General features: G+C 72.7%; 21 protein-coding genes. 8 read left to right on the top strand and 13 right to left on the bottom strand.

The features are described 5' to 3' along the window. Positions 1-1,272, top strand: coding sequence for a hypothetical protein (locus tag ACF07V_RS31165; RefSeq protein ID WP_392159033.1), 1,272 nt, complete (start codon positions 1-3; stop codon positions 1,270-1,272). 114 nt (positions 1,273-1,386) lie between these two features. On the opposite strand, the gene ACF07V_RS31160 is transcribed toward ACF07V_RS31165, so the two are convergent. The 5 genes from ACF07V_RS31160 to ACF07V_RS31140 form a co-directional block, all read right to left on the bottom strand. Beyond that, the gene (locus tag ACF07V_RS31160; protein ID WP_392159032.1) at positions 1,387-1,809 is read right to left on the bottom strand and encodes a secondary thiamine-phosphate synthase enzyme YjbQ; all 423 of its coding nucleotides are present in this window, start codon (positions 1,807-1,809) and stop codon (positions 1,387-1,389) included. A 111-nt stretch (positions 1,810-1,920) separates the two neighbouring features. Beyond that, a complete protein-coding gene (locus ACF07V_RS31155) occupies positions 1,921-2,685 on the bottom strand; it encodes an ABC transporter ATP-binding protein (RefSeq protein ID WP_392159031.1) in 765 nt (254 codons plus the stop codon). Beyond that, the gene (locus ACF07V_RS31150; RefSeq protein ID WP_392159030.1) at positions 2,682-5,660 is read right to left on the bottom strand and encodes an ATP-binding cassette domain-containing protein; all 2,979 of its coding nucleotides are present in this window, start codon (positions 5,658-5,660) and stop codon (positions 2,682-2,684) included. Before ACF07V_RS31150 ends, ACF07V_RS31155 begins: the two co-directional genes overlap by 4 nt. Before the next feature lie 13 nt (positions 5,661-5,673). After that, the gene (locus ACF07V_RS31145) at positions 5,674-6,921 is read right to left on the bottom strand and encodes an ABC transporter substrate-binding protein (RefSeq protein ID WP_392159029.1); all 1,248 of its coding nucleotides are present in this window, start codon (positions 6,919-6,921) and stop codon (positions 5,674-5,676) included. 84 nt (positions 6,922-7,005) lie between these two features. Next, a complete protein-coding gene (locus ACF07V_RS31140) occupies positions 7,006-7,677 on the bottom strand; it encodes a class I SAM-dependent methyltransferase (RefSeq protein ID WP_392159028.1) in 672 nt (223 codons plus the stop codon). Between the two features lie 100 nt (positions 7,678-7,777). On the opposite strand from ACF07V_RS31140, the gene ACF07V_RS31135 reads away from it, so the two are divergent. Together ACF07V_RS31135 and ACF07V_RS31130 are read left to right on the top strand one after the other, a co-directional pair. After that, positions 7,778-8,797, top strand: a complete 1,020-nt coding sequence (locus tag ACF07V_RS31135) for an MsnO8 family LLM class oxidoreductase (RefSeq protein ID WP_392159027.1) — start codon at positions 7,778-7,780, stop codon at positions 8,795-8,797. A gap of 152 nt (positions 8,798-8,949) precedes the next feature. Continuing rightward, the gene (locus tag ACF07V_RS31130) at positions 8,950-11,319 is read left to right on the top strand and encodes an ATP-binding cassette domain-containing protein (RefSeq protein ID WP_392159026.1); all 2,370 of its coding nucleotides are present in this window, start codon (positions 8,950-8,952) and stop codon (positions 11,317-11,319) included. Between the two features lie 16 nt (positions 11,320-11,335). Here ACF07V_RS31130 and ACF07V_RS31125 read toward each other — a convergent pair whose 3' ends face one another. The 5 genes from ACF07V_RS31125 to ACF07V_RS31105 all read right to left on the bottom strand — a co-directional run bounded on the left by ACF07V_RS31125 (position 11,336) and on the right by ACF07V_RS31105 (position 16,379). Beyond that, entirely contained in the window at positions 11,336-12,163 is an 828-nt protein-coding gene (locus ACF07V_RS31125) for a tyrosinase family protein (RefSeq protein WP_392159025.1), read from the bottom strand. 23 nt (positions 12,164-12,186) lie between these two features. Further along, positions 12,187-12,630 (bottom strand): tyrosinase cofactor, encoded by a 444-nt coding sequence (locus ACF07V_RS31120; protein WP_392159024.1) that lies wholly within the window; start codon positions 12,628-12,630, stop codon positions 12,187-12,189. Positions 12,631-12,922: 292 nt separating this feature from the next. Next, on the bottom strand, positions 12,923-13,672 hold the full coding sequence (locus tag ACF07V_RS31115) for a succinate dehydrogenase/fumarate reductase iron-sulfur subunit (RefSeq protein ID WP_392159023.1): 750 nt from the start codon (positions 13,670-13,672) through the stop codon (positions 12,923-12,925). Beyond that, entirely contained in the window at positions 13,669-15,651 is a 1,983-nt protein-coding gene (locus tag ACF07V_RS31110; protein ID WP_392159022.1) for a fumarate reductase/succinate dehydrogenase flavoprotein subunit, read from the bottom strand. Before ACF07V_RS31110 ends, ACF07V_RS31115 begins: the two co-directional genes overlap by 4 nt. A gap of 2 nt (positions 15,652-15,653) precedes the next feature. After that, positions 15,654-16,379 (bottom strand): succinate dehydrogenase, encoded by a 726-nt coding sequence (locus tag ACF07V_RS31105; RefSeq protein ID WP_392159021.1) that lies wholly within the window; start codon positions 16,377-16,379, stop codon positions 15,654-15,656. Positions 16,380-16,475: 96 nt separating this feature from the next. Between ACF07V_RS31105 and ACF07V_RS31100 the strand changes: the two genes are divergently transcribed. Next, positions 16,476-17,363 carry a LysR family transcriptional regulator gene (locus tag ACF07V_RS31100; protein WP_392159020.1) on the top strand — a complete coding sequence of 296 codons (888 nt, stop codon included), beginning with the start codon at positions 16,476-16,478 and terminating at the stop codon, positions 17,361-17,363. 57 nt (positions 17,364-17,420) lie between these two features. Here the strand turns inward: ACF07V_RS31100 and ACF07V_RS31095 are convergent, their stop codons facing one another. After that, positions 17,421-17,975 (bottom strand): DNA-binding protein, encoded by a 555-nt coding sequence (locus tag ACF07V_RS31095; RefSeq protein ID WP_392159019.1) that lies wholly within the window; start codon positions 17,973-17,975, stop codon positions 17,421-17,423. Between the two features lie 109 nt (positions 17,976-18,084). Here ACF07V_RS31095 and ACF07V_RS31090 point away from each other — a divergent pair, with 109 nt between their 5' ends. Both ACF07V_RS31090 and ACF07V_RS31085 read left to right on the top strand, forming a co-directional pair. Next, a complete protein-coding gene (locus tag ACF07V_RS31090; protein ID WP_392159018.1) occupies positions 18,085-18,531 on the top strand; it encodes a hypothetical protein in 447 nt (148 codons plus the stop codon). Positions 18,532-18,562: 31 nt separating this feature from the next. Then, positions 18,563-19,738 carry a protein kinase gene (locus tag ACF07V_RS31085; RefSeq protein ID WP_392159017.1) on the top strand — a complete coding sequence of 392 codons (1,176 nt, stop codon included), beginning with the start codon at positions 18,563-18,565 and terminating at the stop codon, positions 19,736-19,738. 18 nt (positions 19,739-19,756) lie between these two features. On the opposite strand, the gene ACF07V_RS31080 is transcribed toward ACF07V_RS31085, so the two are convergent. Further along, complete coding sequence (locus tag ACF07V_RS31080) at positions 19,757-21,922, bottom strand: putative bifunctional diguanylate cyclase/phosphodiesterase (RefSeq protein ID WP_392159016.1); 2,166 nt, start codon at positions 21,920-21,922, stop codon at positions 19,757-19,759. Next, positions 21,919-22,731, bottom strand: a complete 813-nt coding sequence (locus ACF07V_RS31075; protein ID WP_392159015.1) for an SAM-dependent methyltransferase — start codon at positions 22,729-22,731, stop codon at positions 21,919-21,921. Before ACF07V_RS31075 ends, ACF07V_RS31080 begins: the two co-directional genes overlap by 4 nt. Before the next feature lie 544 nt (positions 22,732-23,275). Here ACF07V_RS31075 and ACF07V_RS31070 point away from each other — a divergent pair. Further along, positions 23,276-24,013 carry a hypothetical protein gene (locus ACF07V_RS31070; RefSeq protein ID WP_392159014.1) on the top strand — a complete coding sequence of 246 codons (738 nt, stop codon included), beginning with the start codon at positions 23,276-23,278 and terminating at the stop codon, positions 24,011-24,013. Between the two features lie 50 nt (positions 24,014-24,063). After that, complete coding sequence (locus ACF07V_RS31065; protein ID WP_392159013.1) at positions 24,064-24,828, top strand: hypothetical protein; 765 nt, start codon at positions 24,064-24,066, stop codon at positions 24,826-24,828. The last annotated feature ends 30 nt before the right edge of the window (positions 24,829-24,858 follow it).

Here is a 24,858-nt window from a genome sequence, read left to right as displayed (position 1 = left end):
TTGTTCGCGCAGGCCCCGGACGAAGCGTGGGAGAAGATCTCGTGCGGTGACGGCGCGAAGGGCGCGCGCGTCCACCACTGGGCGGCGGTGCGGCTGCCGACCGTCGCCGAGTTCGACTACCAGGGCGAGGTCCCCCACCGGATGCGGTGGGCCCTGGCCCGGCGCAGCATCCGCAAGCCCGACGAGATCGCCTACTACCTCGCTTACGCCCCCTTGGAGACCACCGTTCAGGAGTTGGTGCGGATCGCCGGGACGCGCTGGGCGATCGAGGAGTGTTTCCAGGCCGCGAAGAACGAATGCGGCCTGGACCAGTACGAAGTTCGCCGCTACGTCGGCTGGTATCGGCACATTACCCTCGCCATGCTCGCGCACGCCTTCCTGGCAACCACGGCACACCAGCCCCGGGAAAAGGGGGTGGAGCGGCTCTCCGACGCCGTCCGCGCCTGGAGCGACATCGGCGCGCCCTACGAGGTCGCCGAATGCCGACTACTCCTCGCGGACGCCCAGCGGGCCCTGGGCAACACTCGGGCCGAGGCGCTCGAACGGGAGGCAGCCCGTGTCGCGTTCGGACGGATCGCCGGGGCCCCGACCACCGAGGTGTCGACAGCCGGAACACCCGCGACCGACGTGTCGGCTGCCGACCGGGCGCGATCGGGCCCCGAGGGCACCACGACGGAGCTGACCGCGAGGGAACAGAGCGCGGCAGAGCCGAACGCGTTCGTCCGGGAGGCCGACTACTGGAGGGTCGTCTTCGACGGTCGGCGCCTGACCGTCCGCGACAGCAAGGGCATGCACCACCTCGCCCGGCTGCTCGCCGCACCGGGTCGCGAGTTCCATGTCCTCGACCTCGTCGCCGCCGACAGCGACGACCCCGCCGCCTCGGGCAGGCTCGTCCGCGACACCGGCGACGTCGGGCCCCTCCTGGACGACCGTGCCAAACAGATGTACCGCCGTCGGCTCACCGAGATCGAGGGCGACATCGAGGAGGCCCGGGCCGACAACGACTTCGCCAGGAAGGAGCAGGCCGAACTGGAGCGCTCCTTCCTGATCGACGAACTCTCCCGGGCGGTCGGGCTCGGCGGGCATGACCGGCGCGCAGGCGCTGCGTCCGAACGGGCCCGGTCAGCGGTGACCCAAGCTCTGCGGAAGGCCATCGGACACCTTCGCGACGCCTCTCCGCCGCTCGGCGATCACCTCGACCGCACGATCCGCACGGGGACCTACTGCACCTACCTGCCCGATCCGCGTCTCCCCTCCCCTTGGTCCACGTAGCGAGGCACGGGACGCCCCGGCCACCCGAGGCCGACCGCCCGGCCGCTCACAGGCCACCATGCCGCTCGGGCCGGACCGGATGGTCCGGGCCCTACAGTCCTGACCCCACCGGCACTACCCGAGGAACGACAGTCGCACCTGGCGCTCCGGGTTGTCCTTGTTGGTGTCCACCAGACACACCGACTGCCAGGTGCCCAGCGCCAGTTCACCGCCGATCACGGGGATCGTCGCATGGGGCGGAACGATCGCCGGCATCACGTGGTCACGGCCGTGACCCGGGCTTCCGTGGCGGTGCTGCCAGCGTTCGTCCGCGGGGAGGAGCTGGTGCAGGGCGGCCAGGAGATCGGTGTCACTGCCCGAACCCGTCTCGATCAACGCCACACCTGTGGTCGCGTGCGGTGCGAAGACGTTCAGGAGCCCGTCTCTGCCCTGCGCCACCTCGGCAAGGAAGGAGGAGCACTCCCGGGTCAGGTCGTGGACGTTTTCCGCTGCCCCGGTGGTGATGTCGAGGATGCGGGTCTGGAATGCGTGGCTCATGTCCCCATGGTGGGTGGACGGAGCGCCCCGCTCAAACTTCCCACGCGGGGGACCCCGCGGGTGCTGACACCCCCGAGGGAGCGGAGGAGCCCCGTCTCGCGAACCGGTGGGTCACCGGCTCGACCGGTCCGGCACCTCCTCCTCCCCCACGGACCCGAGGTACGCCTCCCGCACCGCCGGGTCCGCGTGGACCTCGGCCGGTGTCCCTTCGGCGAGGATCCTGCCGAGGTCGAGCACCACGACGCGTGAACACAGCTCCATCACGAAGGCCACGTTGTGCTCGACGAGCAGCACCGCGCAGTTCTCCTCGTCGGCCATGTGCCGTACGACGGCGGCGAGTCTGCGGCGTTCCTCGGCGGTCGTCCCGGACGCGGGCTCGTCGAGGAGCAGGACCCGGGGCGGATCGGCGAGCGCGCGGGCCAGCTCGACCATGCGGGCCTGTCCGACGGGCAGGCCGCCCGCGTACGAGGCGGCGAGCGCGTCGATCCCGCACTCGTGGAGCACGGCCGCGGCCCGTTCCCGACGGCGGCGCGCCGCGGGCCGTACTCCGCCCCGCCAGTCCTGCGCCACGACGAGATTGTCCGTGACGGTCAACTGGCCGAAGAGCTGCTGGCGTTGGAAGGTGCGGCGGATGCCGTGCCGGGCCCGCCAGACGGAGGACCGGCGGGTGATGTCCGTGCCGTCGTACGCGATCGCTCCCCGGTCCGGGCGCCGCATCCCCGACAGCACGTCGAAGAGCGTCGTCTTGCCCGCGCCGTTCGGCCCGATGAGACCGCAGATCTCACCGGGTCCGACGGAGACGGTCACGTCACGCAGGGCGTGGACGCCGCCGAAGCGGACGTCGATCCCGCTCGCGCGGAGCAGCGTGTGGCTCATCGGCGGACTCCCGTCCCCAGGTAGGCCTCGGCGAGCCGGTCCCGGTCCACCTCGGACCGGGGTCCGGACCAGGCGATCTCGCCCTGTGCGAGGTACGCGACGGTGTCGGCGATCCCGAGCACCTCGGCCGCCTTCTCCTCCACGAGGACCAACGCGGTTCCGTGGCTGCGGAGTTCGGCCAGGATGCGGAAGACCTCGTCCACGACGCGCGGTGCGAGACCGAGGGACGGCTCGTCGGCGACGAGGACCGCGGGCGGTCGCTGGAGGAGCGGGGCGAGGGCGAGGAGCTGCTGCTCGCCGCCCGAAAGGGACCCGGCGGCGACGGTGCGACGGGCGGCGAGCGCGGGGAACCGCTCGTACACGGCGTCGCGGTCCTCGGCTCCCGTCAGCTGGAGGGCCAGGTTCTCCTCGATGGAGAGTCCGGCGAAGATCCCCCGCCCCTCGGGGGCCAGCCGCACCCCGCGGCGCGCCCGGGCGACGGCCGCGTCGCGGGTGGCGTCCGCGCCCCGTACCCGCACGAGACCGCCGGCCGGCCGCAGCAGTCCCGCCGCCACCCGGCAGAGGGTGGACTTCCCGGCCCCGTTGGGCCCGAGCAGGACCAGTACCTCCCCGCCGCGGACCACGAGATCCACGCCGTGGAGCACGGGCGCGTCGCCGTACCCGGCGCGTACGGCGACGAGTTCGAGCGCGCTCGGCACCTCGCGGGGGCCGTCGGCCGGTCCCGGGGCGGCGCCTCCGGCCGCAGCAGCGTGCGGCACGTACGGACCATCGGCCGGCCCCGGGGCGGCGCCTCCGGCCGCAGCAGCGTGCGGCGCGTACGGACCGTCGGCCGGTCCCGGGGCGGCGCCTCCGGCCGCAGCAGCGTGCGGCACGTACGGACCATCGGCCGGTCCCGGGGCGGCGCCTCCGGCCGTGGCGGCGTGCGCCTCGTACGGACCGTCCCCCACCTGAGCAGCGGAGCCGCCTCGGCTTCGCGGCGCGGAGGCTCCCGGCACAGCCCCCCGGGCCGCCCCGGCGAAGGCGGGGGCCGCCCCCGGCACGCCCCCTCGGACCGCCCCCGCCTTCGCCGCGCGCCGGGCCGCCAGCCTCGACGGCAGCGCCGCGCAGTACCCGTCCGGGTCGTTCGCCAGCGCGAGCCCCGCCAGGCCGAAGAGGATCACCGGCAGATGCGCGGACTCCGTCACGTACGTCGTCATCAGGTGCGGGACCACCGCGAAGACCAGCCCCGCCACGACCGCGAACTGCGGCCTGCGCACCCCCGCCGCGACCACGACCGCCAGCCACACCAGGCCCGTCATCGCCGTGAAGTCCGTGGCCGTGATCCTGGTGTTGTACGAGGCGTAGAGCACCCCTCCGAAGCCCGCGAGGCCCGCCGACACCGTGAACAGCAGCAGTTTGGTCCGTACGACCGACACCCCCGACGCGGCCGCGGCCTCGGGGGCCGAGCGGACGGCGAGCACGGCCCGGCCCCAGCGGGAGCCGCGCAGCCGGCTGAGGAGCGCGACGACCGCGCCGCTGAGCAGCACGAGGGCGAGCCCCAGGGCCCGGTCGTCGCCGAGGTCCACCGGTCCGACCACCGGCCGCGGGATCTCCCACCCGGTGTCGCCGTTGCGCAGCCATCCGAGCTGGAAGAGGACCTGGTCCGCCAGGAAGGCGAGCGCCAGGGTGGCCAGGGCCAGTGATCTGCCGCCGAGCCGCAGAGCGGGCAGCGCGACCACCGCGCCGAGCAGGGCCGCGGCCGCCGTGCCGACCGCCGCCGCCGCGACGAAGGGCCAGCCGTGGCTCATCAGCAGCCCGGCGACCAGGGCGGCGCCGGTCACGAACGTCGCCTGCGCCAACGACACCATCGCGCCGAGACCGGTGACCACCGTGAACGACATGAACACGAGCCCGATCGCGAGCCCCTGGGCCAGGATCCCGCTCCAGAAGGGCGTGGTGACGGTGTAGAACGCCGTGCCGAGGAGCACGCCGGCCACGATCCAGGCGCCCCAGCGGCGGCCCCGGCCCTTCCCGGCGAGGTACTCGACCGGCGGCGGGTCCACGGCCGCCGTGCCCGCCGCGCGGCGCCGCCGCCGGCCCAGGACGACGAGTCCGGCGAAGAGGATGAGGAACGGTACGGCCGTGCGGAAGCCGGTGATGCCCTCGGCGAACGACGCGTACCCCGCCACCAGGTTCTGCAGCACCCCGAGTCCGAGGCCGCCCGCGAAGGCGAGCGGCACCGATGTGAAGCGTCCGAGGACCGCCGCGGTGGCCGAGACGAACAGGAACAGCGTGTAGTCGTGCGCGGAGAGCCCGAGCAGCGGGGTCGCGAGGACTCCGGCGAGACCCGCGAGGCCGGACGACAGCATCCAGGCGATGGAGGACAGCCGGTCCGCGCTGATGCCCCGCAGCTCGGTCAGCGCGCGGTTGTCGACGGCGGCCCGCAGCCGCAGGCCGAGCCGGGTGTGCCGCATGAGGAGCCACAGGCCGGCCGCCGCGAGGGCGGTGGCGATCCAGGTGATCAACTGGTCGGAGTCGATGCCCACGCCGTCGAGCGGCTGCCAGGACACCGCGGGGCTCGGCCCGACGCCCGGCAGCCCGAACTGGTTCTCGGCGGGCTTGACCGGGGCGCCCGCCCGCTCCAGGAGTTCGACCGCCCACAGTCCGGCCGCGGGCAGCGCGACGAGCAGGCCGATCGTGGCGACGATCTGCGCCGTCTCGCCGACCCCGGCGAGCTTGCGGAACATCAGCCGGTCCAGGCCCCAGCCGAGGCCGGGCGCCACCACGAACACCAGGAGCAGGGCGGTGGGGACGGCTGGCCGGCCGAAGCCGGAGTGGAGCTCGTAGAACGCCAGCGCGCAGAGATAGGCGGTGGCGCCGTGCGCGAAGTTGAAGAGCCCGGAGGCGGAGTAGGACAGCACGAGGCCGGTCGCGAGCAGCGCGTACAGCGCGCCCGAGACCAGCCCGCTCAGGACGAAGCCCAGCAGGTCACCCACGTGACGCGCCCCCTCAGCCGAAGGGGATCGGCGGATAGCAGGTGAACGGCACCGCCACCTCGTACCGCCCGTTCTTCAGCCGGACGAGCGCGCCGCAGCCGAAGCTCTCCTTCTTCCCCTTGGGCTCGGCACGGTCGCCCACGAGCGTTCCCGTGTCGGAGAAGCCGTCGGCGGCCTTCTGGAAGGACTCGACGGTGAGGTCCTCGCCCGCCTTCTTCGCGATCGAGAGGAAGAGGTCGGCGCTCATGTACCCCGTCATCATGTGCATGTTGAGGGGTACGTCCTTGCCGCCGGCGGCCTTCCTGATGTCGGCCTTGAACTGCCGCATCGCGGGAGTGTCCGACTCGAAGGGCTGGAACTGCAGCAGTACGTGCACCCCGTCGAGGGCCTGCTTCGTCGCGTCCTTCGCGAGCAGCCCGGGGTCGTAGTCCGTCGGGTCGGAGATGACGCCCTTGTAGCCGGACCGCTTGAGCGCGGTGAAAAGGCCGATGTTGTACGGCGTCTGCATCACGGAGACCACGGCGTCGGGTGCGCCGCCGCCCGGTCCTGAGCGGAGGATCTCCTTGGTGTACGCCGACCAGTCGCTGGGCATCGAGGTCGCGGGCACCACGGCCTTGGCGTAGGCGACCTGGAAGCCGGCCGCCTTGAAGCCCTGGGTGAAGGTGCGGATGCCGAACTTGCCGGCGTCGTTGTCGCCGGCGATGAGCGCGACCGACTTGCCGCGCGCGCCGCCGAGGACGGTGGCGAGGCCTTCGGGCCAGGTCTGGTTGAGCGTGCCGCCGGGCGTCGGGACGAGGCAGCCGTTGAAGCCGTAGAGATGCGCGGGCCCGCAGAACGAGGGGAGCGTGCCCCAGCCCACCGTCGGGACCTTCTGGGCGTCGAGGAAGTCGGCCCCGGCGAAGGTGACCGAGCTCATCGGGGAGACGGCGAAGACCTTGTCCTGCTGGACGAGCTTGCGGGCCGCCGCCAGGTTCCTGGCGGGGTCCTGGCCGTCGTCCTCGGCGCCCAGGTACTCGATCCTCCGTCCGTTGATCCCGCCCTCGGCGTTGGCCCGTTCGTAGCGGGCCCTCGCGCCGAGGTCGGTGTCCTTCTTGGAGTAGCCGCTGGCGGTGGTCATGGAGACGATGCCACCGACCTTGATCGTGTCGGCGGTGACTCCGCGTGCGGACGAGGGGGTGCTTCCGCCGTTGGAGGCGGAGTTGCATGCGGTGACGAGGAGCAGGGCGAAGGCGGCGGCGATGACGCGCAACGGTCGAGGCACGGGCGATCCCTCCGTCGGGTGCCCGCATTCTGTGACCGGACTGATGAACCGTCAATAACTGATGCACCGTCAATTGACGATGCGTCAGCTCTCTGGCGCTTCCGCGGAGGCCGGGCGGCGGGCGTAGGTGAAGAGGTGTTCCTCGGGGGCCGCGCGGTCGTCGTCCGGCGCGAAGACGGACAGCTCGTGGTGGAGCACGTCGAGGCCGCAGTCCTCCCGCTGGAGGCGCACGTACTCCTCCGCCGAGAAGCTGGAGACCCTGACCTTGCGCTCCATCCAGACGATCTCGACGTCCTCCACGTCCGCCGGCACGGTCGCCGTCACCAGGAAGCCGCCCGGCGCGAGCCAGCCCGCCATGCGCTTAAGGGCGGCCGCCGCCTCCGCCCGGCTCATCATCATCAGGGGGAAGAAAGCGCACACCGCGTCGTAGTGGCCCTCCGGCGCCTCGAACGCGCGCACGTCGCACTGCTCGAAGCCGGCCCCCGGCACCTGCGCCCTCGCGAGGGCGACCATCTCGCCCGACACGTCGATGCCGGTCACCTCGCAGCCGGCGCGCACCAGGAGGTCGGCCACCGGGCGGCCGGTCCCGCTGCCGACGTCGAGGACCCTGGCCCCCGCACCCAGCCGGGCGGTGAGCCACTCGATCGCCGCCCGCTGGGCCGGCAGCCGGACGAAGGCGCGTTCGTAGTCGATCCCCAGGCCGTCGAAGAGCTCCGCCGCCGACACCGGCCGCCCGTTCGTGGCGTCGTGGTCCATTCCGCATTCCTTCCGTCACGGGGTGCGTACTCGGGGTTGTTACCACAGGCGGCAAGGCCCTCGCGGGGAATCCCCGCCGGCCCAGCGCGTTGAACCTTCCGTGAGCACCTTCCTCGACGGCATCCGTTTCTCCGTCCTCGACCGCTCCCGCACCCGGGAGGGCGAGGACGCTCCTCAGGCGCTGCGCGAGACCGTGCGCCTGGCCCGGGAGGTGGAGGCCCTCGGCTATCACCGTTTCTGGGTGTCGGAGCACCACGGCGTGCCCGGTGTCGCCGGTTCGGCGCCCACGGTGCTCGCCGCCGCCGTCGCCGCCGCGACCTCCACGGTCCGCGTCGGTACGGGAGGGGTGATGCTCCCGAACCACCGGCCGCTGGTCGTGGCCGAGCAGTTCGGTGTGCTCGAGTCCCTCTTCCCCGGCCGGATCGACTTGGGGATCGGCCGCTCGGTGGGCTTCACGGACGGCATCCGCCGGGCCCTCGGCCGGGACAAGGACGAGGCCGACCGGTTCGGGGAGCAGCTCGACGAGCTCCTCGGCTGGTTCACCGGCGGGCAGACGGCGCACCCGCGGGTGCACGCCCGGCCCGCCGAGGGTCTGCGGGTGCCGCCCTTCGTCCTCGCGACCGGGGAGGGCGCCGGGATCGCCGCGGCGGCCGGGCTGCCGCTGGTCATCGGTGACCTGCGCGGCCGGGACCGGCTGCTGAAGGCCGTCGACACGTACCGGGCGGGGTTCCGTCCGTCCCCGTGGGCGGCCGAGCCGTACGTGGTCGTCGCCGGGACGGTCGCGGTGGCCGCCACCGAGGCGGAGGCCCGACGGCTGCTGATCCCGGAGGCCTGGTCGCTCGCGTACTCGCGCACCCGCGGCGACTTTCCGCCGCTGGCCGCCGCCGAGCGGATCGAGGGGCTGCCGATGACGGAGAAGCAGCGCGGCCTCTACGAGGCGGGGCTCGACGGGCATGTGCACGGCACGGAGGAGCAGGTGGCGGAGGCGCTGGAGCGGGCGGTGAAGGAGACCGGGGCGCAGGAGGTGCTCGTCACCACGAGCACGTACGACCGGGCGGCGCTGAGCGAGTCGTACCGCCGGCTTGCCCGCGCCGCCGGCCTCACGCCGCCTGCCTCGTGACGGCCGGGGACCGACCGGGGCGAACGCCGACTCGCGGCGCCTGCCTCGCGACAGCCGGGGACCGACCGGGGCGAACGCCGACTCGCGGCGCCTGCCTCGCGACAGCCGGGGACCGACCGGGGCAAAAGCTGACCATTCGATAAAGTCGCCCCATGCATGACACCCCCCACGATCCGTACGTCCGCGTCCGAGGCGCCCGGGAGCACAACCTCTCCGGGGTCGACGTCGACATCCCGCGCGACGCGCTCGTCGTGTTCACCGGGGTCTCCGGCTCCGGCAAGTCGTCGCTGGCCTTCGGGACGATCTACGCCGAGGCCCAGCGCCGGTACTTCGAGTCGGTGGCGCCGTACGCGCGGCGGCTGATCCACCAGGTGGGGGCGCCCGCGGTCGGCGAGATCACCGGGCTCCCGCCGGCGGTCTCCCTGGAGCAGCGCCGGTCCTCGCCGAACGCCCGCTCCTCCGTCGGTACGGTGACCACGCTGTCCAACTCCCTGCGGATGCTGTTCTCGCGGGCCGGGGACTACCCGGACGGCGCGGAGCGGCTCGACTCCGACGCCTTCTCCCCCAACACGGCGGCGGGTGCGTGCCCTTCGTGCCACGGTCTCGGGCTGATCCACGACACCAGCGAGGAACTCCTCGTCCCCGAGCCCGATCTGTCGATCCGCCAGGGAGCGATCGCCGCCTGGCCCGGTGCCTGGCAGGGGAAGAATCTGCGGGACGTCCTCGACACCCTCGGGTACGACGTCGACCGGCCGTGGCGAGAGCTCGACCCGAAGGACCGGGAGTGGATTCTCTTCACGGACGAGCAGCCGGTCGTCACCGTGCACCCGGTGCGGGAGGCCGACCGCATCCAACGCCCGTACCAGGGCACGTACATGAGTGCGCGCCGCTATGTGCTGCGGACCTTCTCCGACTCGAAGAGCCCGACGCTGCGCGCGAAGGCGGAGCGCTTCCTCACCAGCTCGCCCTGCCCGGCCTGCGGCGGCGGCCGGCTGCGGCCGGAGGCGCTCGCGGTCACCTTCGCCGGCCGGAACGTCGCCGAGCTGGCCGCCCTGCCGCTCACCGCCCTTTCGGGTCTCCTCTCGACGGCCGCGGCGACGGCGCCGGACGCCTCGGAGACGGCCCGGGTCCTCACCGAGGACCTCGTCGCCCGCATCGGCACGGTCACCGAACTCGGCCTCGGTTATCTGAGTCTGGACCGCGCCACCCCCACCCTCTCCAACGGCGAGCTCCAGCGGCTGCGGCTGGCGACCCAGCTGCGTTCCGGTCTCTTCGGTGTGGTGTACGTGCTCGACGAGCCCTCCGCCGGACTGCACCCGGCCGACACCGAGGCCCTGCTGGTGGTCCTCGACCGGCTCAAGGCGGCCGGCAACTCGGTGTTCGTCGTCGAGCACCATCTCGATGTCGTCCGGCACGCCGACTGGCTCGTGGACGTCGGCCCGCGCGCCGGTGTGCACGGCGGGCGGGTGCTGCACAGCGGGCCGCCGGAGGAACTGGCGGGCGTCGAGGCGTCCGCGACCCGGCGGTTCCTCTTCGACCGGGCCCCCGCGCCCGCGCGGACGGTGCGGGAACCGGCCGACTGGCTGCGGCCGGGGCCGGTCACCCTGCACAATCTGCGGGCGGTGGACGCGGCCTTCCCGGTCGGCGTCCTCACGGCCGTGACGGGTGTGTCGGGCTCCGGCAAGTCGACGCTCGTCGGCGCGCTGACCGGGGAAGTCCCCGGGGTCGGGCGTCTGGTGACGGTGGATCAGCGTCCGATCGGCCGTACTCCGCGCTCCAACCTCGCCACGTACACCGGACTGTTCGACGTGGTGCGCAAGCTGTTCACGGAGACCGAGGAGGCCAGGGCCCGCGGGTACAAGGCGGGCCGCTTCTCCTTCAACGTGCCCGGAGGCCGCTGCGAGACCTGCCAGGGAGAGGGCTTCGTCTCGGTGGAGCTCCTCTTCCTGCCCAGTACGTACGCGCCCTGTCCCGACTGCCACGGCGCCCGCTACAACCCCGAGACGCTCCAGGTGCGGCTGCGCGGGCTCACCATCGCCGAGGTCCTCGATCTGACCGTCGAGTCCGCCGCCGCCTTCTTCGACGACACCCCCGCGGCGGCCCGGAGCCTGGGCGCCCTCCTCGACGTGGGCCTCGGCTATCTGCGGCTCGGGCAGCCGGCCACCGAGCTCTCCGGCGGTGAGGCGCAGCGCATCAAGCTCGCCTCGGAGCTCCAGCGGCCGCGCGGGGCCCACACCCTCTACGTCCTGGACGAGCCGACGACCGGGCTGCACCCGGCCGATGTGGAGGTTCTGATGCGTCAGCTCCACGGTCTCGTGGACGCCGGGCACTCGGTGGTCGTCGTCGAGCACGACATGGACGTCGTCGCCACCGCCGACTGGGTCGTCGACCTGGGCCCCGGTGGTGGAGACCAGGGCGGCCGGGTGGTGGCGGCGGGGCCTCCGGACCGGGTGGCGCGGGCGGCGGACAGCCGCACCGCGCCGTATCTGGCCCGGGCACTGGGGTTCGGCGAGCGGCGCTGAACCCCGCCCGGTGGGGTCAGGCGGCCGTGTCGAACGTGTAGTGACGGGTGTGGTCCAGCATGTCCGCCGGGGTCACGTCGTTCCACGGACGCATGGTGTCGCGGAGGTCGACGACGTTCGGGGTTCCGGCGGCCGGCAGGTACGTCGAGCGGGGGTGGCGGGCCTGCCAGTTGGCCCACAGCTTGTCCACGAAGGCGTGGTGCAGCCAGAACACGGGGTCGTTCGGGGAGACTCCGGTGGCCATCTGGCCGCCGACCCAGACGTGGACGCGGTTGTGGAGGTTCACCCCGCGCCAGCCCTCCAGGTGGTTGCGGAAGCCGTCCGAGGCGCTGTTCCAGGGGGCGGTGTCGTAGGTCTCCATGGCGAGGACGGAGTCCACCTCGGCCCGGGTGGGCAGCTGGCGGCCGCCGGCGCCGAGGTCACGCCTGAGGTAGTCCCGCCCGTCGACGCGGACGTTGATCGTCCAGCGGTTGCCGGTCCGCGCGAAGGGGCCGTCCGTCACCTGGCCGTCGCGGGCCCGGCCGGTGCCGCCGAGGAAGTCGGGGGCCCAGAGCGAGGAGCGGGCGGTGCGGTCGGCCGTCCAGTCCCAGTAAGGGAGGGTGACGGTGGGGTCGACGGACCGCAGCGCCTCCTCGAACTGTATGAGGAAGCGCCGGTGCCAGGGCAGGAACGAGGGCGAGCGGTGGCCGACCCGGTCACCGCTGTCGGTGTCGCTCATGATGAAGGCGTTGTGCGTGGTGACGAAGGTGTCGTACCGCCCGGAGCGCTTGAGCTCCAGGAGGGCGTCGACGAAGCGCCGCTTCTCGTCGGCGGTGAGGGTGGCCTGGTTCTTGCGTACGGTCATGGTGGTGCCGCTCCTGGATCGGATCAGGTGAGGGTGAGGGGTACGAGCGGGGCGCCCCGGAGTTCCCGGACGGCCGCGCGGGCCACCGCCCTGGGTGTGGCGACGGGCTCGTAGTGGTTGATCACGCTGATCCAGGTGCCGTCGGCGTTCCGCATGACGTGCAGTTCTTCGCCGTCGATCGTCACGGAGTAGCCGCCTCCGTGGTGTCCCCCGTGGTGGCCGCCGGCACCGGAGGGTCCCCCCTTGATGCGGCGGCCCTGGTAGACCTCGTCGAACGAGTCCGGGGCGGCCGCGGAAGGGGCGGTCCCGGGAGCGGCGGTCCCGGGAGCGGCGGTCCCGGGAGCGGCGGTCCCGGGAGCGGCGGCCCCGGGAGCGGCGGCGGCCGGGCCGGCCAGGGCGAGGCCCGCGGCGGCGCCTGCCGCGCCGGCCGCGACACCGAGGGCCCGGCGGCGGGTGATGCTGGACATGAATCCCCCAAATGGTCGGTACGACCGGGGGGTTCGGTCAGGTGCCCCCCGGCTGTACTCATCAGTACTCGGAGGTGTCGGCGGGGCAGAAATCACCGGTGGCCGGTTGGCCGCGAAGTGGACAACTTGCCACGGTAAGTACAGCTTTGAACGGAGTTGATCTTGCTGTCGCGACGGACAGGAGCACCCCGGACCGAAGATCCTACGGAGAAAGTGATCGTTCCGTGAATGATCTTCGGCTCCGGGGTGGGCGGTGTGGCGGAGCCCACGCCGTCAGACTGTCCGGATCCGATCAGCCCCGGGGGGCCTTGCGCTGCGCCCTCAGCCACTCCCTGTTCATCGCGGCGATCGACGGGAGCGGGATGCCCTTGGGGCAGGCCGTGGCGCATTCGCCCGTCAGGGTGCAGCCACCGAAGCCTTCGGCGTCCATCTGCGCGACCATGTCGAGGACCCGGGTCTCGCGTTCCGGGGAGCCCTGGGGCAGGACGTTCAGGTGGTTGATCTTGGCGGAGGTGAAGAGCATCGCCGAGCCGTTGGGGCAGGCCGCCACGCAGGCGCCGCAGCCGATGCACTCGGCGTGCTCGAAGGCCGAGTCCGCGTCGGCCTTGGGCACGGGGGTGGCGTGGGCCTCGGGCGCGGAGCCCGTGGGCGCGGTGATGTAGCCGCCGGCCTGGATGACGCGGTCGAAGGCGGAGCGGTCGACGACCAGGTCCTTGACGACGGGGAAGGCGGCCGCGCGCCAGGGTTCGACGTCGATGGTGTCGCCGTCGCGGAAGGAGCGCATGTGCAGTTGGCAGGTGGTGGTGCGCTCCGGCCCGTGCGCGTCGCCGTTGATGACGAGGCTGCACGCGCCGCAGATGCCCTCGCGGCAGTCGTGGTCGAAGGCCACGGGGTCCTCGCCGCGCACGATGAGGTCCTCGTTGAGGGTGTCGAGCATCTCCAGGAAGGACATGTCGGGAGAGACCCCGTCCACCTCGTAGGTGGCCATGGCGCCCTCGGTGCCGGCGTTCTTCTGGCGCCAGACGCGCAGGTTGAGCCTCATGCGTAGCTCCGCTGGGTGGGGTGGACGTACTCGAAGGTGAGGTCCTCCTTGTGGAGGACCGGGGCGGCGCCCTCGGGGGTGCTGTGCTCTCCCGGGGGACGACCCCCGGACCCCCGGAATTCCCAGGCGGCGGCGTACGCGAACTCCTCGTCGCGGCGGGCGGCCTCGCCGTCCGGGGTCTGGGACTCCTCGCGGAAGTGGCCGCCGCAGGACTCGGCGCGGTGCAGCGCGTCGAGGCACATGAGCTCGGCGAGCTCCAGGTAGTCGACGATCCGGTTGGCCTTCTCCAGGGACTGGTTGAACTCCTCCCCGGTGCCGGGGACCTTGATGCGGCTCCAGAACTCCTCGCGGATCTCGGGGATGCGGCGCAGGGCCTTGGTCAGGCCCTCCTCGGTGCGGGCCATGCCGCAGTACTCCCACATGAGTTCGCCGAGTTCGCGGTGGAAGGAGTCGGGGGTGCGGTCGCCGTCGACGGAGAGCAGGAGGTGGAGGCGGTCCTCGGTCTCGGCGAGGACCTCGCGGACCACCGGGTGCTCGTCGGTGACGGGTTCGTCGTGCGGATGGCGGGCCAGGTAGTCGTTGATGGTGGCGGGCAGGACGAAGTAGCCGTCGGCGAGGCCCTGCATGAGGGCGGAGGCGCCGAGCCGGTTGGCCCCGTGGTCGGAGAAGTTGGCCTCGCCGATGGCGAAGAGGCCGGGGACGGTGGTCTGGAGGTCGTAGTCGACCCACAGTCCGCCCATCGTGTAGTGCACGGCGGGGTAGATCCGCATGGGGACCTCGTACGGGTCCTCCGCGGTGATCCGCGCGTACATGTCGAAGAGGTTGCCGTACTTCGCCTCGACGGCCTTGCGGCCCATGCGCCGGATGGCGTCGGCGAAGTCCAGGTAGACGCCCTGGCCGCCGGGGCCCACTCCCCTGCCCTCGTCGCAGACGTTCTTCGCGGCGCGGGAGGCGATGTCGCGGGGGACGAGGTTGCCGAAGGAGGGGTAGATCCGCTCCAGGTAGTAGTCGCGCTCGTCCTCGGGGATCTCGGCGGCGGGCCGGGTGTCGCCCTTCGCCTTCGGGACCCAGATGCGGCCGTCGTTGCGCAGCGACTCGCTCATCAGGGTCAGCTTGGACTGGTGGTCGCCGGTGCGCGGGATGCAGGTGGGGTGGATCTGGGTGAAGCAGGGGTTGGCGAAGTACGCGCCGCGCCGGTGGGCCCGCCAGACGGCCGTGGCATTGGAGTTCATGGCGTTCGTCGACAGGTAGAAGACGTTGCCGTAGCCGCCGCTGGCGAGGACGACCGCGTCCGCGTAGTGGGTGGAGATCTCGCCCGTGATCAGGTCGCGGGCGACGATGCCGCGGGCCCGCCCGTCGACGACGATCAGGTCGAGCATCTCCGTACGGGCGTGCATCTCGACGTTGCCGGCGGCGATCTGCCGGGACAGCGCCTGGTAGGCGCCGAGGAGGAGCTGCTGGCCGGTCTGGCCGCGGGCGTAGAAGGTGCGGGAGACCTGGACACCGCCGAAGGAACGGGTGTCGAGCAGGCCGCCGTACTCGCGGGCGAAGGGGACGCCCTGGGCGACGCACTGGTCGATGATCTCGACGGAGATCTGGGCGAGGCGGTGGACGTTGGACTCACGGGCCCGGAAGTCGCCGCCCTTGACGGTGTCGTAGAAGAGGCGGTGGATCGAGTCGCCGTCGTTCCGGTAGTTCTTGGCGGCGTTGATGCCGCCCTGGGCGGCGATGGAGTGGGCGCGGCGCGGGGAGTCCTGGAAGCAGAACTGGACGACGTGGTAGCCCTGTTCGGCGAGGGTCGCGCCGGCGGAGCCGCCGGCGAGGCCGGTGCCGACGACGATGATCCGGTGCTTGCGCCGGTTGGCGGGGTTGACCAGCTTGGCCTGGAAGCGACGGGTGTCCCAGCGTTCGGCGATGGGCCCGGCGGGCGCCTTGGTGTCGGCGATCGGCTCGCCGGTGGTGTATTCGAGGTAGCTCATGGTCAGCTCACCACTCCGGTCATGACGGCGACGGGGACGGAGACGAAGCCCGCGGTCAGGACGAGCGCGAGGGTGTTGGCGAGGGCCTTGAGGAGGCGCTCGCGGCGGGCGCTGCCGACGCCCAGGGTCTGGGCGGCGCTCCAGAAGCCGTGCCGGACGTGGAGGCCGAGGGCGAGCATGGCGACGATGTAGACGACGTTGCCGTACCAGGTGGAGAAGGTGTCGACGACGTTCTGGTAGGGCTTGCCCTCCTCGAAACCGCCGGGGTGGACGGTGCCGGTGGTCAGGTCGAGGAGGTGCCAGACGATGAAGAGGGCGAGGATGATCCCGCCCCAGCGCATGGTGCGGGTGGCGTACGAGGAGCGCTTGCGGCGGTGGACGTACGCGGTGGGGCGGGCCTTCAGGTCGCGCCGGCTGAGCTGGTACGCGGAGACGGCGTGGGCTGCGACGGCGGCGAGGAGCACGATCCGGACGAGCCAGAGGGCCCACTCGCGGTGCAGGACGGGGGCGCCCATGACGCGCAGCCAGTGGCCGTAGGCGTTGAACTCCTCGGGGCCGAAGAAGACCTTGAGGTTGCCGGCGACGTGGGCGACGAGATAGCCGAGCATGATGAGCCCGCTGACGGCCATGACCGTCTTCTTGCCGAGGGTCGACGACCAGAATCCGCGGGAGGGTGTGGGGGACGGCGGGCGGGCGGCCGTCCGCTCCCTCGTGGGTGCCAGAGCCATGTGCTCGACGCTAGGGCCGAAGGGCCCGAGAGGTCCAAGACATGGTCCGGCTGATCTCAATAGGCTGCACCTATCCATATCCCCTACGCTGGGAGCATGCAGTTCCAGCAGCTCCTCTACTTCGTCGCCGTGGCCGAGACCCGGCACTTCACCCGGGCCGCCGAGCGCGTGCACGTCTCGCAGCCCTCGCTGTCACAGCAGATCAAGGCTTTGGAGCAGGAGTTGGGCGCGGAGCTGTTCAGCCGCGCCCGGGGGAACATCACCCTCACCGACGCGGGCGAGGCCCTGCTGCCGCTCGCGCGGCGGATCCTCGCCGACACGGAGACGGCCCGCCTGGAGGTGCAGGAGCTCGCCCAGCTGAAGCGGGGCCGGGTGCGGCTCGGCGCGACGCCGAGCCTGTGCACGGGGCTCCTGCCCGACGTCCTGCGGGCCTTCCACGGCCTGCACCCGGGGATCGAGCTCCTCATCGAGGAGGGCGGCTCGCACGATCTCGTACGGGAGCTGGCCCGCGGGGCGCTCGATCTGGCCCTGGTCGTCCTCCCCCTCCCCTCCCCCTCGCCCGCCCTCACGACCGTCGAGCTGCTCCGGGAGGACCTGGTGGTGGTCTCCGCGGCCTCGGAGCCGGCGCCGCGCCGGCCGGTGCGGATCAAGGACCTGCGGGATCAGCCCCTGGTCATGTTCCGGCACGGCTACGACCTGCGGGAACTGACCGTGGCGGCCTGCCGGGCGGAGGGCTTCGAGCCGACGTTCACGGTCGAGGGCGGGGAGCTGGACGCGGTGCTCGGTTTCGTACGGGCGGGGCTCGGGCTCGCGGTCGTCCCGGCGATGGTCGCGGCGCGCGCGGGCCGGGACCTGAGGGTGACGGCACTGGCCAGGCCGGGGCTGCGGCGGACCATCGCGCTGGCGCACCGCAGCGACGTGGCACCACCGAGAGCGGCGCGGGAGCTGCAGAGGCTGCTCATGGCCTCCCGTCGGGGCGCGTGACGCCCCCGGCGTCACCGGCCGAGGCGCGGGAGCAGGGTGCTGCGGCGCTCCCGGGGGTCAGCGGCCTATCGCGCGGACCAGGGCGACGGCCTCGTCCGTGCGGCCCGCGCCGCAGACGCGGAGGACCTCGGCGAGGCCGGGGTGGTCCTCGTCGAGGAGCGCGGCCGCGGCGAGGATGTCGACGGCGCTCGCGCGGCTGCCGAGCAGGTCGCGCAGGCGCAGGGCGAAGCGCAGGTCGGGGTCGGCCGAGGGGGCCTCGGTCTCGTGGTGGGGGAGGACGACGGCGCCCATCGAGTCCTGGCCGGGTGTCCTGCTGGCGCGGATCTCCGCGAGGACCCCGGGGGCCTCCCCGGCCGGTACGGCGCCGGCGCGGACTTCCTGGGCGAGGTGGAGGACGGCGGAGAGGCGGGCCGCCGCGTCGGGGTTGGCGATCCGGGCGCGCTGGCCCCGCATGACGAGGCTGAGCATGGCGGGCGAGATCCCCAGGATCTCGGCGAGCCCGGACTGGGTCGTTCCGAAGCGCTCGCAGAGGTCCCGGCACAGCTCGCCGAGCGGAGCCCCGTACCACTGGCGCTGGAGTTCCTGATTGCGGGCGATGGCGGTCGCGTCCATGGGAAGGACGCTAGGCCTCCGAATTGACACTTGTCAAAGGGAGTTTTCATATGTCAATCTCCCGGTCGGAAGGCACGACCTCACCCACCCTCACTGATGGGACGTCACCATGCCCTGGAAGCGCACCACTTCGCTCGCCGCCGTCACCGCCGTCGCCGTCCTGGGGCTGACCGCCTGCGGGGCCGACGGCACCGACGCCAAGGGCGGCGCCACCGCCACCGCCACCGCCACCACTCAGGCTCCGGCCGACGGCGCCGCCTCCCCCACCTCCGACGCGCCCGCCACCGGTGGCGTGAAGAAGCCCGACGACCTGCCCGCCGGCCTGCCGCTGCCCTCCGGGGAGCTGACCTCCGTCACCGGCAGCCAGGGCGCCTACGTCCTGACCTTCACCACCCAGGACCCGCAGGCCGTCGTCGGCGAGTACCGCAAGGCCCTCGAAGGCGCGCAGTACACGGTGGTGGACATCGCCGGCATCTTCACCGCCACCTCGGACAAGACGTCCGTCTCGGTCGCCACCAGCAGTGACACCGTGGTGCTCACGCTGGCCACGCTCTGACCCGCCGCGCCGCCGGAGTACCCTGCGGCGCATGGAAGCAGGGGGGATGCTCGCCGGACGGTACCGGCTCGTGGCGCCGGTGGCGCGCGGGGCGCAGGGCACGGTCTGGCGGGCCGTCGACACGCACAGCGGCGACGACGTGGCCGTGAAGGTGTCCGGGAGCGCGGACCTGGAGTCCTTGCTGCGGCTCGTCTGCGAGCAGTCGGTGCGCCTCGGCCATCCACACGTCCTGGCCCCCGTCGACTGGTTCGTCCGGGAAGGCGAAGCCTGGCTGGTGCTGCCGCTCGTCCGCGGCGGCACCCTCGCCGGACTCCTCGCCGACTACGGCGAACTGCCGCCGCAGGTCGGCCTGCTGATTGCCCATCAGCTCATGGACGCGTTGGCCGCCGTCCACGCCGCGGAACTCGTGCACCGCGACGTGAAGCCGTCCAACCTGCTGCTCGCGGCGAGCGGGACGGGCCGCCCGCATCTGTACCTGAGCGACTTCGGCGTGGCCCGGGTGCTGCCCCATCTGCGGCTCACCTCACCGGCGTTCGTCGCCGGCACCCCGGACTACCTGGCCCCCGAGGCGCGGTCCGGCGCGGGCGGCGGTCCGGCGCAGGACGTCTACGCGGCGGGGCTCGTCCTGCGGGACCTCGGGGCGCCGGCCGCGCTCGTGGCCGCCATGACCGCCGAGGCTCCCGGAGACCGGCCCACGGCTCATGAGGCCCGGGACGAACTGGCCCGCCGCCGGGCGGCCCTGGGACCCGAGCGATGGCCGGTCCTGTGGGAGGGCGACCCCTTCCTCGTACCGGACCAGTTCGCGCCGGACGGGCCGGCGGGCACGCCCCCGGAGCATCCCGAGCACCCCGGGACCACGGCCGCTCCCCCGTCGGCGCCCCGCCGCCGGGGCCGGCTGCTCCTCGGGGCTGCCGTCCTCGGCGCCGTCGTGCTCACCGCCGCCGCCATGACCGCGCTCTCCGCACTCGGGTCGGACGCCGGGTCCGCGGGAGCGCCGGACCCCTCCTCCCCGGCCCCCGTCCGAACCGTTCCGCCCCATGCCGAGTCGGGGCCGCCGGACCCCGCGGGACCAGGCGCCTTCGCCCCCTGCACGCCGGACGAGGCGCTCGCGGTCGCGTTCAGCCCCGAGGGGTACCTCCTGGTCTGCGACCACGTCCCCGGCACCACGCGGTACGAGTGGACCCCGCAGCTCTCCGAGGAGGACTGAGCCCCCTCCGGGCGGAGCTCACACCGCGTCCGCCAGGAGCAGGGAGTGGATGCGGTCCGGGGCGCCCGGGCGGGCGTAGTACCAGCCCTGGGCCGTGTCGCAGCCCAGGTCCCGGAGCTGGCGGGCCTGGGCGCCGGTCTCCACCCCCTCGACCGTGACCGCCAGTTCGAGGCTGTGCGCCAGCGAGACGATCCCCTCGACGATCTTCAGGTCGACCGGGTCCACCGGGTGCTGCTGCATCCCCCGGGTGAAGGACCGGTCGAGCTTCAGGACGCTCACCGGCAGCCGCCGCAGGTTCGCCAGGTTCGAGTAGCCGGTGCCGAAGTCGTCGAGCGCGATGTCCACACCCATCTCGGCGAGCTGCCGCAGCGGCTTCAGGAGGTCCTCGTCGGCGCCGATCAGGGCCGACTCGGTCACCTCCAGGCAGAGGGCGCCCGGTTCGAGGCCGGAGCGCTCCAGGACGTCGACCGTGTCGGCGACCAGGCGCGGGTGGTGGAGCTGTGTCGGCGAGAGGTTGACGTTGATCCGCAGGGGGCCGCCGTCGGAGTGCCGGGTCTGCCAGAACCGGGCCTGGCGCACGGCCTCCTGGAGCACCCAGCGGCCGAGCGGCACGATGAGTCCGGTGTCCTCGGCGAGCGGGATGAAGCGGTCCGGGCCGAGCACCCCGTGCTGCGGGTGGCACCACCGGACGAGCGCCTCCGCGCCGTGCACGCTGCCGTCGTCGAGGTGGACGAGCGGCTGGTACTCGATGAAGAACTCGCCGCGCTCCAGGGCGGTCGGCAGGGCCGTGGTGAGCCCGTGCCGGGTGATGGCGCGGGCGTCCGCCTCGGGATCGGCGAGTTCGAAGCGGTTGCCGCCCGCGGACTTGGCCCGGTACATGGTGATGTCGGCACTGCGGAGCACCTCGGCCGGGGTCCGCTCCCCCGCCGGGCCCTCGACCACGCCGAGGCTGCCGCGCACGGTGAGTTCACGGCCGTCGATGCGGAGGGGGGTGGCGAGGGCGGCGAGGATGCGGTCGGCGAGTTCGGTGACGTCCCGCTGGCCGCCGGCGCCGGTGGTGAGGGCGACGAACTCGTCGCCGCCGAGGCGGGCCACCATCTCGCCGGCCCCGGTGACGCAGCTCTGCAGCCGGTCGGCGACCTCGACGAGCAGCCGGTCGCCGGTGGAGTGGCCGAGGCTGTCGTTGATGACCTTGAAGCCGTCGAGGTCGAGGTAGCAGAGGCCGAAGCGGGCGTTCTCGCCGGGGGCGAGGGCCTTCTCCAGGCGTTCGAAGAACAGGGTCCGGTTGGGGAGTCCGGTGAGCGCGTCGTGGGTGGCCTCGTACCGCAGGCGCAGATGGAGCAGGCGCCGTTCGGTGGTGTCCTCCATGAGGGCCAGCTGGTACTGCGGGCGGCCTTCGGCATCCCGGAGGAGCGAGACGGTGAGGTTGGTCCAGAGAACCGTTCCGTCACCGCGGTAGTACGGCTTCTCGACGCGGTAGTGCTCGCGCTCGCCGCGGACCAGCTCCTCGTACAGCTTCCAGACGTGCGGCCCGTCCTCCGGGTGGACCCACTCGCTGACGTTCCGGCTGCGCAACGGCCCCTCCATCCCGCCGAACATGCGGGTGAGGGTCTCGTTGACCTCCAGGACGTTGCCGTCGAGGTCGGCGATGCCGATGCCGATCGCCGCCCCGTCGAAGACGGCGCGGAAGCGGCTCTCGGTGGCGTGCAGGGCGATCTCGGCGGCGCTCCTGGCGGCGAGCGCGGAGCGGGCGATGGCCTCCTGCTCGGTGAGGGTCCGCTCGCGCAGCGCCCCCGCGTAACCGGCGGCCATGGCGTGCTGCAGCCGGGCGCAGCGGGCGCGCAGTTCCTCGGCGGGGAGGTCCGACTCCGTACCGCAGTAGAGAACCAGGTACGAGTCGACGACGCCGAGGCTGCGGCCGAGCGCGTCCGGGTCGGTGCAGTGGGCGGCGACGAGGGCCGCGCCGGTGCGCTGGGCCGGTGCCGTGTCGAAGGGGCGGGCGTGCAGGGCGTCGCACAGGGTGCGGGCCAGCGGCAGCAGATGCCCCTCGAACTCGGCGCGGGTCAGCGAGGTGGCGGTCACCGGGAAGATCGCGCGGCTCCAGATGGTGACGAACCGCCTGAGTCTGTCCTCCGGGCCGTCGGCTTCGGCGACGGAACCGGACGGCTGCGACGGGACCTTCACGCCTTGCGCCCCACCCCTGCGAACCCGGAGAAGGCGTACGGATCCTCCTCCTCGGCCGGACTGTCCGGCCGCCACAGCGGCATCGGGACGAGTCCGGGCTCGACCAGTTCGGTGCCCTCGAAGAAGCGGGTGATCTCGCCGCTCGTCCGCATCACCAGGGGGTTGCGGATGTTGCGGTAGACCCCGACGGTGCCGCCGGCCTGTTCCTCGGAGAGCGGGATGCCCTCGTACGAGGCGTGGGTGAGGACGACGAGGCTGCCGGGGGCGAGGGCGTCGATCAGCTCGGCGACGGCCTCGTACGGGCGGTCCTGGTCCTCCAGGAAGTGCAGCACGGCGACGAGGAGCAGGGCCACCGGCCGCTCCAGGTCGAGGAGTCGGCTCACCTCGGGGCTGTACAGGATGTCGGCCGGCTTGCGCAGGTCGGCGGAGACGACGGCCGCGCTGTCGTCGCCCTCCAGGACGGCGCGGCTGTGGGCCACGGCGACGGGGTCGTGGTCGACGTAGACGACCCGGGCGGCGGGATCGGCGGCGCGGGCGACCTCGTGCACATTGCCGAACGTGGGTATGCCGGAGCCGATGTCGAGGAACTGGGTGACGTCGTTGTCAACGGCGTGGCGGACGGCGCGCCGCATGAAGGCACGGTTCGCCTGCATGACCTTGGGCAGGCCAGGCATGAACTCCATGGCCTTGCGCGCCGCTTCCCGGTCCACTTCGAAATTGTGCGAGCCGCCCAGATAGAAGTCGTACATACGGGACACGCTCGGTACCGAAATGTCGATACCGGGCGGGGCCCAGGCGGGACGCTCCATCAATGTCTCCAACAAGTCGCCATGGGGGATGCGGCCAGGTGTTCGCGGCCGGTGTTCGAGGTGAGGCTACTGATCGCCCGCCGGGAGAGCGAGTAGAAACGGAAATTCGCGGTCCGTTCTTGGTCACACGCCATTGGCACGTGCTCTTGGAACGCAGAGTTCACGCCTTCAGGCTGTGCAAATTCACGTGCATATGATCGTGCGTCGGTTCCCGGGACGGTGCCGGTCTCGCCCGGTGGACCGCCAGACCCCGTCCGTAGCTCGGCTGTTGCCGCGCCCGGGGTCCGGTCGCCGGTGAAGGATGCCCTGTTGGCCGTTCCGTCCGACAGGGCGACAACCGGACACTTCTTGGCCGGGAGGCCTGAACGGGCCCCTGTCGGCCACCCGTCCGGATTCATCACGCCCGGCAATACCGGGCATTGCGCCGAATCCGTCACCGACACCCGGCGAAACGTCAAGCCCACACATCCGGAGATCCCCTCCATCTGGCGAATCCCACCCGATTCCGCCCCGGCGCGCCACCGCTGTGATCAAGCTCGACGGCGTGTCTCTGTACGGATCACTCCTCGCGCGGCCGCTGGCGGCCCTCGGGCTCGTGTGGCTGCTCTCCGCACCCGCGCCCGCCACCGCCGACGCCTGCGCCTACGCCTCGACCGACTCGGGCGGTTCACAGATCGCGGTCGCGGTCGCCGGCGACGGCCACCACGACGGCGGCCACGACGGCGGCCACGACGGCAACGGCGACGAGCAAGGGAACGGCGGCGGGAAGGGCCACGGCAAGGGCAAGGGCCACGAGCACCACGGCAACGGCAAGGGCAAGGGTCACGAGCACCACCACCACCCGAACCCCTGCGACCCCGAGCCGCCCCCGCCGTGCCCGTCGCCCACCCCGACGCCCTCCCCGACGCCGACGCCCGAGCCCCCCAAGCCCTCCCCGTCCCCCAAGCCGACGCCGAAGCCGACGCCGCCCCCGCCGCCCAGGCACGAGCCGGCTCCGCCCCGGCCCGCGCCGAAGCCGCCGGCCACCCGGCCCGCGCCACGCCCGGAGCCGCCGTCCCCCGCGCCTCCGACCACGCGGCCACCGGAGCCGGCGGCCGCGCCGCCTCCGCCGTCCCCGACTCCCACCGTGCGGCCCCGGCCGTCGACCCCGGTGGCGCTGCCCAGCTACCGCCCGGCGACGCACACCAAGAAGCAGGGAGGCACCTCCGTCGTGACGGCGACGCTGATGATCACCGCCCCCGCCGTGCTCGCGACGGCGATCCTGCGCCCGCGCTCCAAGTGACGCGCCGTCCCCCTCATCCACCGACCCTCTGAATCCCGCCGGAGGAATCCATGTCCGAATGGCTTGTTCTCTCCCTTGCGATGGCCGCCGCCTGCGCCGTCGTGCTCACCATCGTCGTCATCAACAACCGCCGGATCACCGAGGACGACGATCCCAGCGAGACGCCGGACGTCATCGAGTACATGACGATGATGATCGGCGTGATCTACGCGATCGTCCTCGGTCTGGCCATCGCCGGCGTCTGGGAGGCCCGCGGGGCCGCCCAGGAGACCGTGCGGCAGGAGGCCCAGGCGATGCACGAGATCTCGGCCCGCGCCGAGGTGTACCCGCAGGACGTCCGCGCCCGGATCCGCGCCGACGTCGACGCGTACGTCTCGTACGTGGTGCACGACGAGTGGACGTACATGGCCGAGAAGGGCGAGCTCAGCGACGAGGGGACCGCGCTCCTGGAGAAGGTGCGGCGCAGCGTCACCGACTACCGGCCGGCCAACGACTTCGAGGGCCAGGCGTACCAGCCCCTGGTGGACCAGGTGGCCCTGGCCGACGACGCCCGCGGCGCCCGCGGGCAGAGCGCGGGGGAGACGATGCCGGGGGTGGTCTGGTTCGGCCTGATCATCGGGGCCCTGGTGACGGTCGGCCTCATCTTCACGCTGCAGATCCGCAGGACCGGCCGTGAGCTGCTGCTCGCCGGGCTGTTCAGCGTGCTGATCGCCTTCCTGCTGTTCCTCATCTGGGACTTCGACGCGCCGTTCGGCCGGGGCATCTCGGCGACCGCCGCGCCGTTCACCGATCTGTTCCCGCAGATCACACGGTGAGCCGGCCCGTGCGAGTGGGCCGCCCGGGGG

Origin of the sequence: Streptomyces sp. NPDC015661 (assembly GCF_043077765.1) — a bacterium.
GTDB lineage: Bacteria > Actinomycetota > Actinomycetes > Streptomycetales > Streptomycetaceae > Streptomyces.
This window is presented reverse-complemented; position numbering and strand designations above follow the sequence as displayed.

Bases quoted from the DNA above. Each gene is read 5' to 3' on its own strand.
- ACF07V_RS31160 (WP_392159032.1), bottom strand. From the start codon at position 1,809: ATGAGCCACGCATTCCAGACCCGCATCCTCGACATCACCACCGGGGCA.
- ACF07V_RS31155 (WP_392159031.1), bottom strand. From the start codon at position 2,685: ATGAGCCACACGCTGCTCCGCGCGAGCGGGATCGACGTCCGCTTCGGC.
- ACF07V_RS31140 (WP_392159028.1), bottom strand. From the start codon at position 7,677: ATGGACCACGACGCCACGAACGGGCGGCCGGTGTCGGCGGCGGAGCTC.
- ACF07V_RS31130 (WP_392159026.1), top strand. From the start codon at position 8,950: ATGCATGACACCCCCCACGATCCGTACGTCCGCGTCCGAGGCGCCCGG.
- ACF07V_RS31125 (WP_392159025.1), bottom strand. From the start codon at position 12,163: ATGACCGTACGCAAGAACCAGGCCACCCTCACCGCCGACGAGAAGCGG.
- ACF07V_RS31120 (WP_392159024.1), bottom strand. From the start codon at position 12,630: ATGTCCAGCATCACCCGCCGCCGGGCCCTCGGTGTCGCGGCCGGCGCG.
- ACF07V_RS31115 (WP_392159023.1), bottom strand. From the start codon at position 13,672: ATGAGGCTCAACCTGCGCGTCTGGCGCCAGAAGAACGCCGGCACCGAG.
- ACF07V_RS31110 (WP_392159022.1), bottom strand. From the start codon at position 15,651: ATGAGCTACCTCGAATACACCACCGGCGAGCCGATCGCCGACACCAAG.
- ACF07V_RS31105 (WP_392159021.1), bottom strand. From the start codon at position 16,379: ATGGCTCTGGCACCCACGAGGGAGCGGACGGCCGCCCGCCCGCCGTCC.
- ACF07V_RS31100 (WP_392159020.1), top strand. From the start codon at position 16,476: ATGCAGTTCCAGCAGCTCCTCTACTTCGTCGCCGTGGCCGAGACCCGG.
- ACF07V_RS31095 (WP_392159019.1), bottom strand. From the start codon at position 17,975: ATGGACGCGACCGCCATCGCCCGCAATCAGGAACTCCAGCGCCAGTGG.
- ACF07V_RS31090 (WP_392159018.1), top strand. From the start codon at position 18,085: ATGCCCTGGAAGCGCACCACTTCGCTCGCCGCCGTCACCGCCGTCGCC.
- ACF07V_RS31085 (WP_392159017.1), top strand. From the start codon at position 18,563: ATGGAAGCAGGGGGGATGCTCGCCGGACGGTACCGGCTCGTGGCGCCG.
- ACF07V_RS31075 (WP_392159015.1), bottom strand. From the start codon at position 22,731: ATGGAGCGTCCCGCCTGGGCCCCGCCCGGTATCGACATTTCGGTACCG.
- ACF07V_RS31065 (WP_392159013.1), top strand. From the start codon at position 24,064: ATGTCCGAATGGCTTGTTCTCTCCCTTGCGATGGCCGCCGCCTGCGCC.